Here is a 17114-nt window from a genome sequence, read left to right as displayed (position 1 = left end):
ATTAATAGCGCCAATCGTTTTTAACAAATTTAAACTTTAAATTATCAAATGAGGTATTTTTTTGAAGAATTACATCGTTCGCCATCGACACTTTTACATATTATTACTTACTTTTCTGGTACCAAGCTTGATCATGGCTAGTTACTTCGCGTATCGCTCCATGAGTCCATTTGGCAATAGTAGTATTTTAACGGTCGACTTAGGCCAACAATACATTGATTTTTTTGCATACTTTCGCTCAACAGTTCTCCATCATTTTGATACCTTTTTTTATTCATTTTCAAAAGACCTTGGCGGCGACATGTTAGGCGTTTTTTCCTATTATTTAATGAGTCCATTGAATCTCCTGATTCTATTTTTTCCTGGTAAATACCTAAGTGCCGGGGTTTTAATATTACTTATTTTAAAATATGGTTTATCAGGACTCAGTTTCGCATGGTTACTAGATAAAACACACTTGCAATCAGGTATTCGATTAATTGGCTTTGCTACTGCTTATGCATTGATGGGGTGGATGATTGCTAATCAGCTAAATGTGATTTGGCTTGATGTTTTAATCTTATTACCATTAGTCATCTATGGCCTTATTAAGCTTTTAAATGGTGGTCGCGCAACAACCTATGTTATTTGGTTAACAATTTTGTTGATCGACAATTATTATATGGCGTGGATGGTCGCTATTTTTTCTATTTTGTTCACGTTTTACTATCAATCTGGTCAATCACTTTCCGCTTCAGAAAAAGGGCACCGCTTTGCCTCATACGTTGGCCATTCACTGCTTGCAGTTTTACTAGCTGCCTGGTTGTTGTTACCAACACTGTATTCTCTAAGCCAGAGTAAAGGCACCTATACAGAAACCAAATGGCTCTTTAAATTTGAATACTTTGCACCAAAAATGTTAGCTAAGTTGTTTTCTGGTAGTTTTAATTTTGATCAAATGCCAAACGGTCAACCTAATATTTTTGTTGGTGCTTTAATGATTTTTGGCTTTTTACTCTATTTTACAAATCGTAAATTTTCACGCAAAAACAGAATCATCACTGCAATTATTAGTGCTTTTTTTGTTTTATCAATGTGTTTTCAACCTTTGGACTTATTGTGGCACGCAGGTCAATTCCCTGTTTGGTACCCCTACCGATTTTCGTTTTTAGTTTGCTTTTGGATGATTTGGCTTGCAGCCAATACATTAACTGCAGACTTTCGAATTAATCGATTACAAATCAGTGGATTATTAATTATTTTATTGATTGTCAGCCTTTATCTGTATCTCAATTTAAAATCTTTTTCATATCTTTCAAGCTCACAGCTCTTATTCGGTATTGGAATCAGTTTAATTGCAATTGTCTGGTTACACCTACCAAGAAAATACACACCATTAATTTATGATATTTTATTTGTTTTGCTGGTCGTCGCAGATTCAGGCATTAATGCTGTAGTTTCCCTCAATAATATCAGCTATGTTTCCCAAGCTGATTTTGGCCATTATACAACACAGTTAAACAAAACAATCAGTAAGCTTCCCAGTATGAAACAGAATTTCTATCGTGTTGGTCAGACCTTTATGCGCACCAAAGATGATCCCATGCAAGGTGACTTTTATAGTGCTTCTCACTTTGGATCAACACTTGAACCGTCAATACCAGCGTTTATGGGCAGTATTGGACAACCGGATGGTGATGGCTTTGTCACCTATACAAATGGTACCCAAGTTTCTGATTCATTGTTATCAATGCAATACTTCATGACCACTGCTACACCAACGAGCATTGTAGGCCAACAGATGGTTGCTAAAACATTACCAATTGTTTCTAATAAGCCTGATGTCAATCGATTCAAGCAAATTAGTGGAGATGCACTGACTAAGACATATCATAACTCAAACGCGCTACCAATTGCGTTTGGTGCTAGTAATTTATTAACCAAACAAAAATTGACAACGAAAGATCCTCTAGCTTATCAAGCACAAATTTATCAGTCCCTCGCCGGTATCAAAACAAATCAAAACAAATTATTCCAGGTTCAAAATTTTGATAATGTTTCTTTTGAGAATATTCAACAATCTTCTAAAATTACGGGGATTATCTTAAAAAAACTAGATCTTCTAAAACCAGCAGCTATTAAAATGACATTTACCCCGAAAACAAATAATTCGTATTATCTAACTATGGGTTCTGAACTGGACGAAGATGCAGGTACCTACTATCTAAATGGTAAAGAGCTGAACCAGTATCCAACTTACCGCAATACAATTGTAGTAAACGTGGCATCCCAACAAAAAGACGAACCCGTCACAGTCACCTTTAAACTTAAACATCAAACACTTTGGCTTCAAAATGTGAGTCTTTATATGCTCAATCAACCTAAATTTAACCAAATGCACAGCCAACTAGCTAATGAACCATTAAATGTGAAAAATTCCAGCAGTACGAAAATATCGGGAAACATTAACATTAAGAAAAATCATCAATTATTAATGACGACGATTCCTTACTCAAAAGGGTGGCAAATTCAAATTGACGGCCAAAAAGTAGCTACTAAAAAAGTAGCCAAAACCTTTCTAGCCGTTCCAATTTCAAAAGGTCATCATCATGTCGTGATTAAATATCGATCACCATTCTTCATCCTAGGAACAATCATTTCAGGAATAACTTTGGTTGTAACTCTAAGTTGGCTTGGGATTAAAAGACGTTCAAAATAATACAAAGGATTGAGAGTTTTATCTCAATCCTTTGTATTTTTTAATTTAATATATATCTACTGAACAAAATAAAAGTTAAAATATAAACTTCTAAAATGCACACTTCAAATTAATCTAATTCACCATTTTTTGTATATTCATATTTAGGCCCATCAGTTTGTTCATCATAGTCAACTTTAAAATCTAGCCCTTTAAAGAACCATTCATCTTGTCCATCAACAAAGTAACGAACGCCATCTTTTACTGTTTCCACAGCGGCACTTAACTTGCGATCATCTCTAGTCATTCCTAAGGAAAAGCCATCATGAACGGGTGTCTTGCCGTACACTTTACCAAAAAAACGCACACCATTACCACTTTTGACGCCTACTTCGTCTTGGAACCATTTACTTGCCGCATCAGTTACTACTAATTTCATTAAGTTGTCCTCCAAACAATAAATCGCTTTCATTAATTAATAGATATATCATACCACATACTTACAAAAAAATAGAACTAGATGCTTAAAGCATCTAGTTCTCATTCTATTTAACAGTCATAATTTTAACATTCATTGCGCCATTTGGAATTTGAATTTCAACTTCATCATTTACTTTGTGGCCAATTAAGGCTTTAGCAATTGGTGATTCATTTGAAATTTTACCTGACATTGGATCTGCTTCAGATTGACCAACAATTTGGTAAGTTTCAGGATCTTCGTCTGGTAATTCTTTAAAAGTCACCGTTCGACCAACTGAAACTTCATCTTTAGCAACATTATCAGTATCGATAATTTCTAGATGCTGAAGCATATGTTCAATGGTACTAACGCGACTTTCAACCATTGCTTGTTGCTCTTTTGCTGACTCATACTCTGAGTTTTCTGATAAATCACCATAACTACGGGCAATCTTAATTTGTTCAATGACTTCTGGACGCGTTTTAGTTTTTAATGTTTCTAATTCGTCTTCTAAATTTTTTTTACCCTCTAAGGTCATTGGGTAAGTTTTTTCTTCTGCCATGTTGCACCTCTATTATTTACTTTTAATCAACAAACAACACATTACCATGAAGTTTGTTTCTTGTAAACTAGAATCATTGATGTTTTATTAAAGCCATCAATAATAACTTTAGTTTACGCTTTGGTATCATGCCCTTTTTGGGTTAATATATCTCTAATTTTTGTTGTTAAGAGATCAATGGCAACTGTATTTTCGCCACCTTCAGGCACAATAATATCCGCATACCGTTTAGTAGGTTCCACAAACTGATGATACATTGGCTTAACTGTCGCTAAATATTGATCAATCACTGATTGTAATGAACGGCCTCTTTCTTGCATATCTCGTTTGATTCGTCGAATAATACGAATATCGTCATCTGTATCGACAAAAACTTTAATATCCATCAGATCACGTAACCGCTCATCATCTAAAATTAAGATACCTTCTAAAATGATGACATCTTGCGGTTCAACACGAATAGTTTCTTTAGATCTTGTAAACTCAGCATAATTATAAACTGGCATGTCAATCGCTTCATAATTTAAAAGCTTTTTCAAATCACTGATTAATCGATCAGTATCAAAAGCTAGCGGATGATCATAATTAACTGCTTTTCGTTCTTCCATACTCATTGATGCTTGATCATTATAGTAGGTATCTTGTTGCATAATCATGATTGATTTACCTGCTAATTGATTATATACAGCGTTACTAACCGTTGTTTTTCCAGAACCTGAACCACCGGTGACTCCCACAATAATCGGACGCTTTTCCTGACTACTCAAAATACTTAATCTTCCTTCCACATTTAATTAATTTATTATTCATTATCTTTTTTTAATTTATCTGTTATTTTTTGGTGTTGCGCATAGGTTTTGGCATAGTAAACTTTACCAGTCTTCATATTAGCAACAAAGTATAAATAGCCCTTCTTTTGATCTTTTGGATTTAATACAGCTTTAATTGCATCGCTACTTGGACTGTTAAATGGTCCAGGTCCATAACCTGAATTGGTGTAGAGATTATAAGGTGAATCAACCTTAAGATCTTTGTAAGTCAGGTTCTTTTTATGTGTATTCAACGCGTACATGACAGAAATATCAGATTGAATTGGCATGTCTTTTTTGATTCGGTTAAAGAACACACCCGCAATTTTTCTACGATCTGAAGTCGATACGCCTTCTCTTTCTACCAACGAAGCTAGCGTCAAGACTTGTTGAACACTCAAATGTTTCTCATTCATAGTTTTGTAATAAGGGCTCAATTGTGTATTTGTTGCAGCAACCATTTCATTAACAAGGGCCTTTAAACTACTGATATTTGAAACATCATACGTTGCAGGAAATAGATAACCTTCTAATCTATAACGCACATTTTGTGCACTCATTGCAGAGGTCATCAATTGTGGATACTTTTTGACTAGTTCGTTTAAATAGCTTTCATCATTTAATAAAGCTAAAAATTCTTTAGATGTGTACTTCGTTTGTTTTTGAACGGTTGCAGCAATTTGATCAGCTGTTTCTCCTTCAGAAACAAGGACCTTACCCTTCAAGCTCAAATTTGATGTTGCATTACCGCCAGTTTTCAACAACTTAGTAATTGTCTTGACATCCATTGATTTTTGCAGTGAGTAATAACCTGCCTTAAAACCACTCTTATCGTTTAATTGAGAATAATAGTTAAATACTACTTCACTTTTAATTAAATGTTTTTTTGCTAAAATTTTTCCAATTTGTTTATTCGTCGCACCCATTGGAATCTTAACAGAGACAACCTGATCATTCTTTTTATCGACAGCTTCAAGTGAATGATCAAAATAAAGTTTGGTCCCTAAACCGATCACCACTAACACAATAACGATAATGCCTGCAATCCAATAGCGTAATTTATTTTTTCGTTGCTGATTTTCCAATTATTTTCCCACCTAAAATTTATCAATGTACCTTCAATTATACTAAACCACCAAAAAATATCGATAATAATTTATTAATTTAAGATTAAATTTATGCATCAAAAAAATCGCGATAAATAAATTTTTCTCCATCGCGATTAATTGACTGAAAATAGTTAACGAATTTCAGCGGCAAATTGTGTTTCCAGATAGTGGACAACTTTATCAAAGGCTTGATTAACCTGGTCATCTACCAATGTTTTTTGCTTGTCTTGATACGTTAATGTGTAAGCCAGAGATTTTTTATGTGCAGGTAAATGAGCGCCTGTATAAACATCGAAGAGATGAACATTTTGTAAGAATGCGCCACCCTTTTGTTGAATGGCAGCAACAATATCACTATTTGAAATTGATTTATCCACTAAAATCGCGATATCTCGATTAATAGCTGGATACTTACTAATTTCTTGATAATGATCATTTTCTTTTGGCGCTGCAATTAATGCCTCTAAATCAAGTTCAAATACATAAGTGGTTGGAATTTTTAGTTGTTTAGTAACACTAGGATGAACTTCCCCAATGTAACCAATCACTTGGTCATTCAGCAAAATATCTGCTGTTCGGCCAGGGTGCATCTCTGTTCTTTCTTCATTTGCTTGGAAAGTAATTGGTTCCTCTAATGACAGATTTTGAAGATACCGTTCGACAATCCCTTTTAAAACGTAAAAATCAACTTCGGCAGTCGTTTGTTCCCAGGTTTTAGCACCCCATTGTCCTGTCACCGCGGCGGCAAGATGCTCATGTTCAACCGGCCGGCTACCTTCTTGTTCACTCAAAAAGACACGGCCTTGTTCGTATAAACTAACGTCCATTTGCTTACGAGCAACATTATAGGCAACATCGTCTAGTAAGCCACTGATGAGGCTCATTCTAGTAGCAACATGATCTTGGCTCATCGGATAGTCCAACATCATCGGTGTTTTTTCTTCAATAATTGCAAACTGCTGAGCTTTTTCTTTAGTCGTCAAAGAATAGCTAATAGCTTGATTCAACCCTAAACCTTCCAGAATATGGCGTGATGATCGAATCAGTTTTTGCCGCTCACTTAAATGACCAACGTTTTGGGTTTGAGTCGGCAAAGTTGAAGGGATATTGTCGTAACCATAGATTCGCGCAATTTCCTCAAGTAAATCAGCCTCAATGTCAATATCCCATCTTCTAGCAGGGACTGTTACTTTAATTTGCGTTTGATTAATTTCGTGTCCAAATTGTAAATCATCAAAAATTTGACCAACTTGTTCAGTTGATAACTGCGTTCCTAATACATGATTGATGCGGTCAAGTTCTAGTGTGATTTGTTTCGTTGGAATATCTTGTTTGCTGCCAATCACAATTTCTTTTGTAACGCCACCATTGCCAAGATCTGCAATTAGAGCTGCGGCTTCGTTTAAGGCTTGCTCAACCGTTTCTGGATTAATACCACGTTCAAATCGTGATGATGACTCACTGTGTAGATCATGACGTCTTGCTTGTTTCCGTACTAAAATAGGATTAAAAATCGCCGCTTCAAGTAAAACATTTTGAGTGTGATTGTCAATTGCTGTTTCTAACCCACCCATGGTTCCCGCTAATGCAACTGGACGATTATCAGCAGTTACCACAATATCATTACTATCTAGTTCGCGTTCTTGTTCATCTAAAGTAACAAATGTTTCTTTAGCTTGCGCATAACGCACTGATATTTCATGACCAGGTAATTTATCATAATCAAAACTGTGTAATGGTTGTCCATACTTCAGTAAAATATAGTTTGTCACATCAACAACGTTACTAATTGGACGAATGCCGGCGTTCCATAACCTGATTTGAAGCCAAAGTGGACTATCTTGTACAGTAACATTTTGAATTGCCAACATGGTATAAGTTGGTGCCAATGTTTGGTCAGGAATATTAATGTTCACCAAATCGGCTGTTTTAACATCACTGAATTTTTGGATTTCGCGTGTTTTGAAATGTGGTTTAATGCCATAAAATGCCGCAATATCATTCACATTACCCAGCATCGAGAACATGTCACCACGATTAGGTGTCACATCTGTGTCAATAATCGTATCGTCCATCCCTAGATAAGGATAAACAGATTCACCTGGCTTGGCATCATCTGGTAAAAACCAAATGCCATCTTCATAAGCTTTTGGTGCAATTTGTTCGCTAAAGCCAATTTCTTGCAGTGCACAAATCATTCCTTCAGAAATTTCCCCACGCATTTTTCCGCGCTTGATTTTCACATTATTACCAATACGTGCACCTGGAAGAGCAACAATAACGTTCTTACCTGCTTCAACATTTGGAGCACCACAGACAATTTGAACAGGCTCATCATCACCTGTATCAACCATGCATAACTGCAAATGATCAGAATCTGGGTGAGCTGTCATACTTTCTACGTGGCCAACGACTAGTTTACTGAGGCCATCACTTGGTGAATAAACATCATTAATGTCCACAGATGTTCGTGCAATTTTTTCAGCCAAATCGGCTGGCTTTACTGTTAAATCTAAATATTCTTGTAACCACTTATATGAAACCTTCATGAATGTTTATCCTTTCTGATCAAATTGAGTGAGAAAACGCATGTCGTTTTGATAAAAATCACGGATATCTTCGACACCGTATTTCAACATTGCAAACCGGTCTGGTCCAAGCCCAAAGGCAAAACCACCGTATTCATTTGAATCGACACCGGCCATTTCAAGAACATTTGGATGTGTCATTCCTGCACCTAAAACCTCGATCCAACCCGTATATTTACAAATTGAGCAGCCCTTACCTAAACAATTGAAACAGGTAATATCCGCCTCAACAGAAGGCTCGGTGAATGGAAAATAACTTGGTCGTAGACGAACGTCTAGCTCATCACCAAATAATTCTTGCGCAACGACCTCTAACGTTCCTTTCAAGTCAGCCATCGTAATATGCTTACCAATCACCATTCCTTCAACTTGATGGAATTGATGACTATGCGTCGCATCATCTGTATCACGACGGTAAACTTTTCCTGGTGAAATCATTTTCAATGGACCTTGACTGAAATCATGCTTTTCAAGCATGCGCGCCTGCATTGGCGAAGTTTGGGTTCTCATCAAAATTTCTGGCGTCACATAAAAAGTATCTTGCATGTCTCGTGCAGGATGATCTTTTGGTAAATTCAACATTTCAAAATTGTAGCGTTCTTCCTCAACCTCATCACCGACTGCTACTTCATAACCCATTCCAATGAAGAGATCAACAAGTTGGTCAATAATTTGTTGAATCACATGTGGTTGGCCCTGAACTGTTGGTGTGCCTGGCAAGGTCACATCAATTTTTTCATGTGTTAACTGGGCATTCAAAACTGCCTTTTCTAGTTCTGCTCGACGATTTTCGATGGCTGTTGTCAATTCATCGCGAATTTCATTGGCAAATTGCCCTACTTTTGGTCGTTCATCCGCACTCAAATCGCGCATACCGCGTAATACCTCGGTAATCGGTCCCTTTTTTCCAAGTAATTTAACGCGAATATCATTAACTTTATTTAGATCTTGTGTTTCTTTAACTTCTTGCATGCCTTGTTGGCGCAATTGTTCTAACTTATCCTTTAATCCCATGACGACTCCTTTTCTTATCGATTCCACAAAAAAAGCCCCATCCCCAAAAAGGGACGAAGCATCGCGGTACCACCCTAGTTTGCATTAAATGCACACTCACAGAATGGTAACGGCATTCTACCGGAATACGATTAAGTATCAACTATGAAAGTGAAATTCAATTTTTTGAAATGACTATTGCTTACAGTCAATGACAATAGCTTCCTGAACATTCGCCAAATTTACTAACTCTCATAAACGTTATTAATTACATTGTAGTGAAACTAGTCGGCTTGGTCAACAGGTAATTTATCAAACCACTTGTCGCCCCATGCATGAACAGAGTCCATAACTGGCCGAAGTTCTTCACCTTTAGTAGTCAGTGAGTAGATAATTAAAGATGAATCACTGTAAGTCTGTCGTTGAACAATGCCATCTTGTTCCAACTCACGGAGGCGTTCAACCAGCACACGGTCACTGCACTTAGGTACATTATTAACTAAATCCTTAAATCGTTGTGTGCCTTCATTTAGTAAGACCTCAATGATTAGGCCATTCCACTTACGACCTAAAATATTGAAAGTTTCTGCGAATTTTGGACACAGTGTGAAGTTTTCTTCATCGGTGGTCATAACTTGATCCATAACTCATCCACCCCTTTTTATAATATAGTTTAAATTTAAAATGTTGCTCTTACTTTTAATCTGCGATACCAAACGGAAACCCGTTTACGCATTGGACTGAAAAACTCATGTTCTGCTTCGTAGTCATCAACTAAAGAAACTAATAAGCTCTCTTTGTACTTTGGTAACGCCAGTGTTGCGCCAAACATGTGTTTTAAAATAATATCTTTTTCCATATCATTTAATGGCGTAATTTTTTCTGCATTGCGTAAAGCCACTCGTGGATGAATAAAAGCATGTGATCCAAGATTAAACTTTGTTGTCCGCCAATCATAGTAAAACAAATCATGCAGTAATCCAGCCCTAGCAACACTACGATAATCCAAATTCATTTTTTTGGCAATTTGGTAACTATCAAATGAGACGCTGATAGAATGTTGTAATCGATCTGAATGATGATGTTGCGTGTAATTGGCCAATTTCTTTACGGCAGGTTGTGCTAAAAGATCATCAACTAAGTTTAAGTACTCTTGATCATTTTGCCATGCATTCTTTTTCATACATTGCCCCTTTTCTTGATACCTGCAAGATATAATACACGGTTTTCAAAAAAATGCAAACGTTTCGCATATTAACTGTCAATTGCATGTAAATGAAACATCAAAATGCCGGCTGCCACAGCCACATTTAAAGACTCTGCCTGGCCTGCCATTGGAATAAATAAATTAGCATCCGTCTGTTGTAAAATATCTTCATGCATGCCATTTCCTTCATTACCCATAATTAGACCAAACTTGTTACCTGGTGTAATTGATAAATAACTTTTAGCACTCGGATTTAGTTCACTACCATAAACTGGAAGTTGTTGCCGTTTTAAGGCCGAAATCCACTCATGTAGATTACCTTGTCGCAATTGTAAATGAAACTGGCTACCTTGCATTGAACGCACTACTTTTGGTGAGAAAAAATCTGCAGCGTGTGGACTGGCAACGACGCCCTCATACCCTGCAGCATCAGCAGTCCGAATCATCGTGCCAATATTGCCAGGATCTTGTACCTCATCTAACAGTAACCACGGTCCGATAAAATGCGATAGTACAGTTGATGTATCATTTGGAATATTTATTTCAGCTATAATTCCCTGCGGCGTTACCGTTTCCGAAATTGCCTGCATCACTTCTGGAGACACTTCATATATTGCTGCATTTAATGTTAAAATGTCATCGTGTTTTGCGAGCTGGTCTTTTGTTGTTATGATACTAACAAAGTTAATGGACGCTTTGTTTGCTTCATTGAAAAGATGCCAGCCCTCAATCAAATATGTACCCGTTTTTTGACGTTCTTTTTTGGTTGCTAACTTTTTCCAACGTTTAACATGTTGGTTTTGCACAGACGTTATTTTGTCCATTGACTGATCACCTCATGACGACAATTATACCATGAAATACACGAACTAATTAGTAAGGAAGAATAAAGATGAAAACAATTCAAATAACAGTAGAAGGCATTGTTCAAGGCGTTGGTTTCCGATATACGACCATGATGCTGGCAAAAAAATGGCATATCACCGGCCACGTTTCTAATCAAGCGGATGGTAGTGTGTACATTGTGGCTAGTGGTACCGACACAAATCTTGATCACTTTTTAACGGCGATCAAAAATGGTCCCACATCATTTTCACGAGTGGATCATGTGTTTTCTCAATCAGTTAAAGAACAACACTTTAATAATTTTTCAATTCGTTAACCTCGAAAAGTTAGTGGCATTTACTACTTAAATACTGTATAGTACTTACTGTTTACGAGAAAATATCAAAAAGGATTTGAGTCATTTATAATGAAGAATAAAAAAATTACAGTAATTACTTTAATCACAACATTGGCCTTATTTTTAAGCGGATGTGTTCGTGTCAATAAAGCGGGTAAACCCTATGGTATGATTTATGATTATCTAGCAAAACCAACCCAACACGTTATGGAATGGATGGCTAACTTTTTGGGTGGCAGTTACGGTTGGTCAATTGTGGTCATCGTTTTTGTTGTTCGCATGATTTTGTTACCAGTCATGATTAGTCAAATGCGTAAGTCAACCATTACTCAAGAAAAAATGAGTGCTGTGGCACCACAAATGAAGGCTATTCAAGCACGTCAAAAAGCGGCAAAGACCCAAGAAGAGCAGGCTGCTGTCAGCCAGGAAATGATGGCGTTATATCGTGACAATGGCATTAGTGTCACTGGCGGAATGGGATGTCTGCCATTACTCATTCAAATGCCAATTTTTGCTGCATTATATGCAGCCATCAGATATTCACCTGACCTATCAAGTGCAACTTTTATGGGTATCAAATTAGGCGCCCCAAGCATTTTGTTAGCCGTCTTATCATTTGTCACTTACTTAATTCAGGGATACTTGTCAATGTTAGGCGTACCTCAAGAACAGAAAAAGCAGATGCGAATTGCCATTTTTGCTAGCCCAGTTATGATTCTATTCTTTACACTTTCTTCTTCTGCCGGGTTAGGCCTGTACTTCTTTATTGGTGGATTATTCGCAATTGTTCAAACCTTCATCATCAATCTCTATCGTCCTAAAATTAGACGTGAAATTGAAGCAGAAATGAAGAAACATCCCACAAGAAAAGTTGTTACCCCTGTAGTGGAACCAACGACTACTTCAGAGACCATTGATGAATTAAAACAGCCACAACCAACTGAAACACAGCACAAAAATCGTAATGCCGGCAAACAATCTCGACATCCTGAATCTTAAAAAAAACAAAAAGGCCATTAGGCCTTTTTTATTTGTCTTCAATTGCAGTAATTTTTGAAATTGGCAATGTAATTCGGAATAGTGAACCTGAACCTAATGAACTTTCTAAAGAAATTTGTCCATGGTAGCCTTCCACCAATCTTTGCGCGATTGACAGTCCAAGTCCATTTCCACCTTTTTTACGGCTCCGTGCTTTATCAACACGATAAAAACGATTAAATACTTTGTTCATATCTTCTTGTGAGATTCCCTCACCAAAGTCTTGAATGCCAATCTCAATTTGCTTAGTTGAACGAGAAAGCGACAAATGGATTTCTTTCCGCTTCGTCGAGTATTTAACAGCATTATCACATAATATGATCAAGATCTGTTCCAAATGATCACGATAGATCTGGACCCAAACATTTTCTTTTAAATCATCATCCAACATAAATAAAAAATCAGGATGAATCATTTTAAAATTATTGTATACCTGATGAACAACTTCGCGAACCTCAGTTTGCTCATCACGGAAGTTGATCTCAACTTGTTCAGCACGACTCAAATCAAGCATCTCTTGAACTAAGTCTTGCATCCGTTTTGTTTCTTTTAACGATGCACTCAAGGACTCATCTAAAACTTTAGGATCATCTTTACCCCAACGATTTAACATTTCCATATGTCCTTGAATAATTGCCACTGGCGTTCTTAGTTCATGAGAAACATCTTCCACAAATTGTGACTGTTGTTCAATGTAGCGCTGCATTTGATCTAGCATATCATTAAACATATCTGCCAAATCCGACAATTCATCATTACAATGCATTTCTGGAACTCTTTTTTCACTAGTGGGATCATTTTTCATTTCACTTAAAGTGTCATGGATATCGTCAATTGGTCGCAGTAGGAAATAAGAAAGAAAATAACCCATTAGACCACTTGCCAAAATAACCAGTATTAAGACGAGGATCGAGATGATAATCAACCTATCGTACGTGTCATAATAATTTGCGAGCAGATTTTCTACATGCACGTATCCAATAATTTGATGGTTTTTTTGGGAACGAATTGGGTAATTTGCAACAATCATTTTTTTACTATGATTAGCTACAACCTGAGTCTTTTTTTCTCGCGTAACAGCTGCTTGTTGGCTTTTTCCAGTTGTGAATAAGGAGTTCCCTTTCACATCAGTAATATTAACAATCACGCTTGTCGAACTCAGTTGTTTAACAACGTCATTACGATACAAACGTCTCGGGGTGCTTGCACCCTTATCAACCAGTTCATTTGGCCGAATTGTTTTTTTTACAGAGGCACTAGTCAACTGCGCATTATTTTGCCCCAACTGTCTTTTCAATACTTTAACGGTTTGATTAACATGCGTGGTTTCTTGTTTCAATAAATCTTGTGTGAATGAATGAAACAAGACAAAAGTCAAACACGCAAAGATAATCAGTGCGCCAACTGAAGTACCAATTGCCCATTTTAATTTTAAAGACCAGCGGTATTTAACTGTATTTTTTTTGGCTTGCAAAGATTAACATACACCACCTAAACACTTCATATTATTCTGAGCGCATTACATATCCAGTTCCACGAACCGTCTGAATGTAGCTCTTTTGTCCTTTTTTATCGATTTTATTTCTAAGATAACGAATATAAACATCAACAACATTAGTTTCGACATTAGATTCGTAACCCCAAACTTGATTCAATAAAATTTCGCGCGCCATCACGACATTAACATTCTCCATTAAAATCAGTAATAACTCATACTCGCGTTTGGTTAAATTAATAATTTCATCGCCACGACGAACAACACGATTTTCTTTTTCAATCGTTAGATCACGATATGTAACCGTCGTTTGATGGAAATCTGCACTTTTGCTATTTTGACCTTCAATATTAATCCGGCGTAATAATGCGCGCACTCGTGCTAAAAGTTCTTCAATTGCAAATGGTTTAACGATGTAATCATCAGCACCGTGATCTAGGCCAGAAACGCGATCAATCACTGAATCTCTGGCAGTCATCATCACAATTGGCGTACTCTTAACTTCACGAACCCGCCTTGCAACTTCGATGCCGTTCAATTCAGGTAACATTAGGTCCAACAAAATCATATCAAAATCTTCATTTAAAGCTGCTTCAAGGCCTCCTCTACCATCCAATTGGACCTCGGTGTCATAGCCTTCGTGTTTTAATTCTAGTTCCACAAAACGTGCTAAATTTTCTTCATCTTCAATAATTAGAATTCGACTCATGAATTTATTCCTTTCTTCATTGTAATTTCGTATTTATTTAATTTTTTACTAAAACGCTTTTCACAAACATAGTTATTTTATCATAATTATTTAATCAAACATAGTAGCTTCGGTTGCGTCTTCAAATTTTTTTAAGTTTAATTTCACAATGATTATTACTGATATGTGAAACGTTCACTTCATTTTTTAGTTTATAATCATCCATGAAAATGCGATTTTACAAGGATTCTTAATTGTTATTTTTTTAATTTTGTGCACTATTTCACTTGAATATCGTGAAATTTTCTGTTAATCTCAACTTGTAGAGCTTCACAACTATTTTGTGAAACTAAAAATTTCAGCAAGAAAGAGGTTGTTTTTAATGAAAGCTGCTGTTGTTCGCGATCCAGTTGATGGTTATGTTGATATTATCGAAAAAACATTGCGCCCACTAAATTATGGAGAGGCGCTTGTTGATGTAGAATATTGTGGTCTTTGTCATACTGATTTGCACGTTGCAAATGGTGATTTTGGGAAATTCCCTGGTCGAGTCATTGGTCATGAAGGTGTCGGTCGTGTCAGCAAACTAGGTGATGGCGTCACTAATTTAAAGATTGGTGATCGTGTCTCCATCGCTTGGTTCTTCGGTGGCTGTGGACACTGTGAATACTGTCTAACCGGCCGTGAAACGCTTTGTCGTAATGTCCGTAATGCCGGTTTTACAGTAGATGGCGCAATGGCACAACAAGTAATCGTTGACGCAAACTATGCCGTTAAGGTTCCTGATGGATTAGACCCTGTCGAAGCTAGTTCAATAACTTGTGCAGGTGTTACCATGTACAAAGCATTAAAAGTCGGTAATACCAAACCTGGTGACTGGGTTTCTGTTGTTGGTGCTGGTGGCCTTGGTAACCTTGCCATTCAATATGCTAAAAATGTTTTCGGTGCTCACGTTGTTGTAGTTGATGGGAATCCTGATAAATTAGCTGCCGCAGAAAAATTAGGTGCTGATTTACTAATTAATCGTAAAACAGAAAATGTTGCTGAACGCATTCAAAATGAAGTTGGCGGTGTTAATACCGCGCAAGTCACTGCAGTTAATGCAGATGCCTTCACCGCAGCAGTTGATTCGTTAAAACCAGATGGCCGTTTAGTTGCCGTTGCACTACCACAAGGTAATATGGAATTAAATATTGCTAAAACTGTTTTAGACGGTATCCAAGTGGCTGGTTCACTTGTTGGTACACGACAAGACCTTGCTGAAGCTTTCCAATTTGGAGCCGAAGACAAAGTTCATCCAATCGTACACACACGCAAATTATCTGAAGTAAATGATATTATTGACGAAATGAAGGCCGGTAAAATTGTCGGTCGTGAAGTCGTTGATATGTCACTTTAATATAGGCTTTCATTCAAATAACAATTTAAAAGCATTCATCTAATGATGAATGCTTTTTTAGTATCTTCAACTAAAATCAATCAGTTTGTCCGCTTTGAAAAGATAAATAATTGCTACTACTAGTAAAGGACAAAATACAATCGACAATCCTAACCAACTATTTGTTTGAGTAATGGGTTGGCCAATAGTTGGTTGAAAATCAATTAGACTATGCAAAATGATTCCTAAACTTAGACCATTTGTAGCAACACGAATTGCCGAAAATCCAACTCCCATTACGAACGCATAAAAAACTTGTTGGATCGTAATTGCAACAGATTGATGATTGGTAAAAATATTGGAAAAATGTAACAAGCCAAAGACCATGCTATTACTAATTCCAGCCCAAACTAATGGATGAGCTGATTTTTGCAAATAATCTAGCGCCAGTGAAAATAATAACCCACGGCATATTGTTTCTTCAAAAATTCCCGCCGCTAAGGCCATAAATAAAATCCTAAATAATAATGATTCATTTCTGACTACATTGCTAACGTTAACTAATAGTCCTCCGCTGACAAGCACCAGCACATAAAAAAGTCCTAGTATTATAAGACAAGAACGCATTGGATATTTAAATCCAATCGTCAGATTAGTCACTCTTGTTGTTTTGAATACCGATATCATAACGACTGCAAGCAGGATACTCAATATTAAGCGATACGTAGAATAGCCCAGAGACTCAGTTGATACCCCACTTGTACGTATTAAATAACCAACAGCAAAGAATATAAACAGGCTGGATTGAAGTCAATATTTGAGACAGGTTTTAAGAGACATTCAGAACCGCGTTTACCTTCCACAGCTCAAATAAATCATTAATCGTGATTAATAACTTATTTGAACCATGGAAAGCATTAAATCAGG

16 protein-coding genes are annotated in these 17114 nt (G+C 36.7%); 4 read left to right on the top strand and 12 right to left on the bottom strand.

The features are described from left to right. The first annotated feature begins 61 nt into the window (after positions 1–61). Positions 62–2698 (top strand): YfhO family protein, encoded by a 2637-nt coding sequence (locus ACYVQZ_RS00080; RefSeq protein ID WP_461239364.1) that lies wholly within the window; start codon positions 62–64, stop codon positions 2696–2698. Between the two features lie 109 nt (positions 2699–2807). Here ACYVQZ_RS00080 and ACYVQZ_RS00075 read toward each other — a convergent pair whose 3' ends face one another. The 9 genes from ACYVQZ_RS00075 to ACYVQZ_RS00035 all read right to left on the bottom strand — a co-directional run bounded on the left by ACYVQZ_RS00075 (position 2808) and on the right by ACYVQZ_RS00035 (position 11229). Further along, positions 2808–3116, bottom strand: coding sequence for a HesB/YadR/YfhF family protein (locus tag ACYVQZ_RS00075; protein ID WP_461239363.1), 309 nt, complete (start codon positions 3114–3116; stop codon positions 2808–2810). 106 nt (positions 3117–3222) lie between these two features. Then, on the bottom strand, positions 3223–3699 hold the full coding sequence (gene greA / locus ACYVQZ_RS00070) for a transcription elongation factor GreA (protein ID WP_461239362.1): 477 nt from the start codon (positions 3697–3699) through the stop codon (positions 3223–3225). 113 nt (positions 3700–3812) lie between these two features. Then, complete coding sequence (gene udk, locus ACYVQZ_RS00065) at positions 3813–4466, bottom strand: uridine kinase (RefSeq protein ID WP_461239361.1); 654 nt, start codon at positions 4464–4466, stop codon at positions 3813–3815. Positions 4467–4501: 35 nt separating this feature from the next. Next, a complete protein-coding gene (gene mltG / locus ACYVQZ_RS00060; protein WP_461239360.1) occupies positions 4502–5593 on the bottom strand; it encodes an endolytic transglycosylase MltG in 1092 nt (363 codons plus the stop codon). Positions 5594–5748: 155 nt separating this feature from the next. After that, positions 5749–8166, bottom strand: a complete 2418-nt coding sequence (gene pheT, locus ACYVQZ_RS00055; RefSeq protein ID WP_461239359.1) for a phenylalanine--tRNA ligase subunit beta — start codon at positions 8164–8166, stop codon at positions 5749–5751. A 6-nt stretch (positions 8167–8172) separates the two neighbouring features. Further along, positions 8173–9219 (bottom strand): phenylalanine--tRNA ligase subunit alpha, encoded by a 1047-nt coding sequence (pheS, locus tag ACYVQZ_RS00050; RefSeq protein WP_461239358.1) that lies wholly within the window; start codon positions 9217–9219, stop codon positions 8173–8175. A 263-nt stretch (positions 9220–9482) separates the two neighbouring features. After that, positions 9483–9842 carry a winged helix-turn-helix transcriptional regulator gene (locus ACYVQZ_RS00045; protein WP_461239357.1) on the bottom strand — a complete coding sequence of 120 codons (360 nt, stop codon included), beginning with the start codon at positions 9840–9842 and terminating at the stop codon, positions 9483–9485. Positions 9843–9877: 35 nt separating this feature from the next. After that, entirely contained in the window at positions 9878–10381 is a 504-nt protein-coding gene (locus ACYVQZ_RS00040; RefSeq protein ID WP_461239356.1) for an HD domain-containing protein, read from the bottom strand. A gap of 71 nt (positions 10382–10452) precedes the next feature. Further along, the gene (locus tag ACYVQZ_RS00035; protein ID WP_461239355.1) at positions 10453–11229 is read right to left on the bottom strand and encodes a TrmH family RNA methyltransferase; all 777 of its coding nucleotides are present in this window, start codon (positions 11227–11229) and stop codon (positions 10453–10455) included. A 68-nt stretch (positions 11230–11297) separates the two neighbouring features. On the opposite strand from ACYVQZ_RS00035, the gene ACYVQZ_RS00030 reads away from it, so the two are divergent. Continuing rightward, positions 11298–11567 carry an acylphosphatase gene (locus ACYVQZ_RS00030; protein ID WP_461239354.1) on the top strand — a complete coding sequence of 90 codons (270 nt, stop codon included), beginning with the start codon at positions 11298–11300 and terminating at the stop codon, positions 11565–11567. A gap of 90 nt (positions 11568–11657) precedes the next feature. Beyond that, on the top strand, positions 11658–12587 hold the full coding sequence (yidC, locus tag ACYVQZ_RS00025) for a membrane protein insertase YidC (protein ID WP_461239353.1): 930 nt from the start codon (positions 11658–11660) through the stop codon (positions 12585–12587). Between the two features lie 28 nt (positions 12588–12615). On the opposite strand, the gene ACYVQZ_RS00020 is transcribed toward yidC, so the two are convergent. Both ACYVQZ_RS00020 and ACYVQZ_RS00015 read right to left on the bottom strand, forming a co-directional pair. Then, a complete protein-coding gene (locus ACYVQZ_RS00020; RefSeq protein ID WP_461239352.1) occupies positions 12616–14100 on the bottom strand; it encodes a sensor histidine kinase in 1485 nt (494 codons plus the stop codon). Positions 14101–14131: 31 nt separating this feature from the next. Next, on the bottom strand, positions 14132–14830 hold the full coding sequence (locus tag ACYVQZ_RS00015) for a response regulator transcription factor (protein ID WP_461239351.1): 699 nt from the start codon (positions 14828–14830) through the stop codon (positions 14132–14134). A gap of 361 nt (positions 14831–15191) precedes the next feature. Here ACYVQZ_RS00015 and adhP point away from each other — a divergent pair, with 361 nt between their 5' ends. Beyond that, the gene (gene adhP / locus ACYVQZ_RS00010; protein ID WP_461239350.1) at positions 15192–16208 is read left to right on the top strand and encodes an alcohol dehydrogenase AdhP; all 1017 of its coding nucleotides are present in this window, start codon (positions 15192–15194) and stop codon (positions 16206–16208) included. Between the two features lie 66 nt (positions 16209–16274). Here adhP and ACYVQZ_RS00005 read toward each other — a convergent pair whose 3' ends face one another. Further along, on the bottom strand, positions 16275–16814 hold the full coding sequence (locus ACYVQZ_RS00005) for a CPBP family intramembrane glutamic endopeptidase (protein WP_461239349.1): 540 nt from the start codon (positions 16812–16814) through the stop codon (positions 16275–16277). Between the last annotated feature and the right edge of the window lie 300 nt (positions 16815–17114).

The organism is Paucilactobacillus salsurae (assembly GCF_054784995.1).
The sequence above is the reverse complement of the archived record's forward strand: the minus strand, read 5'-3'. Positions and strand labels throughout refer to the sequence as shown.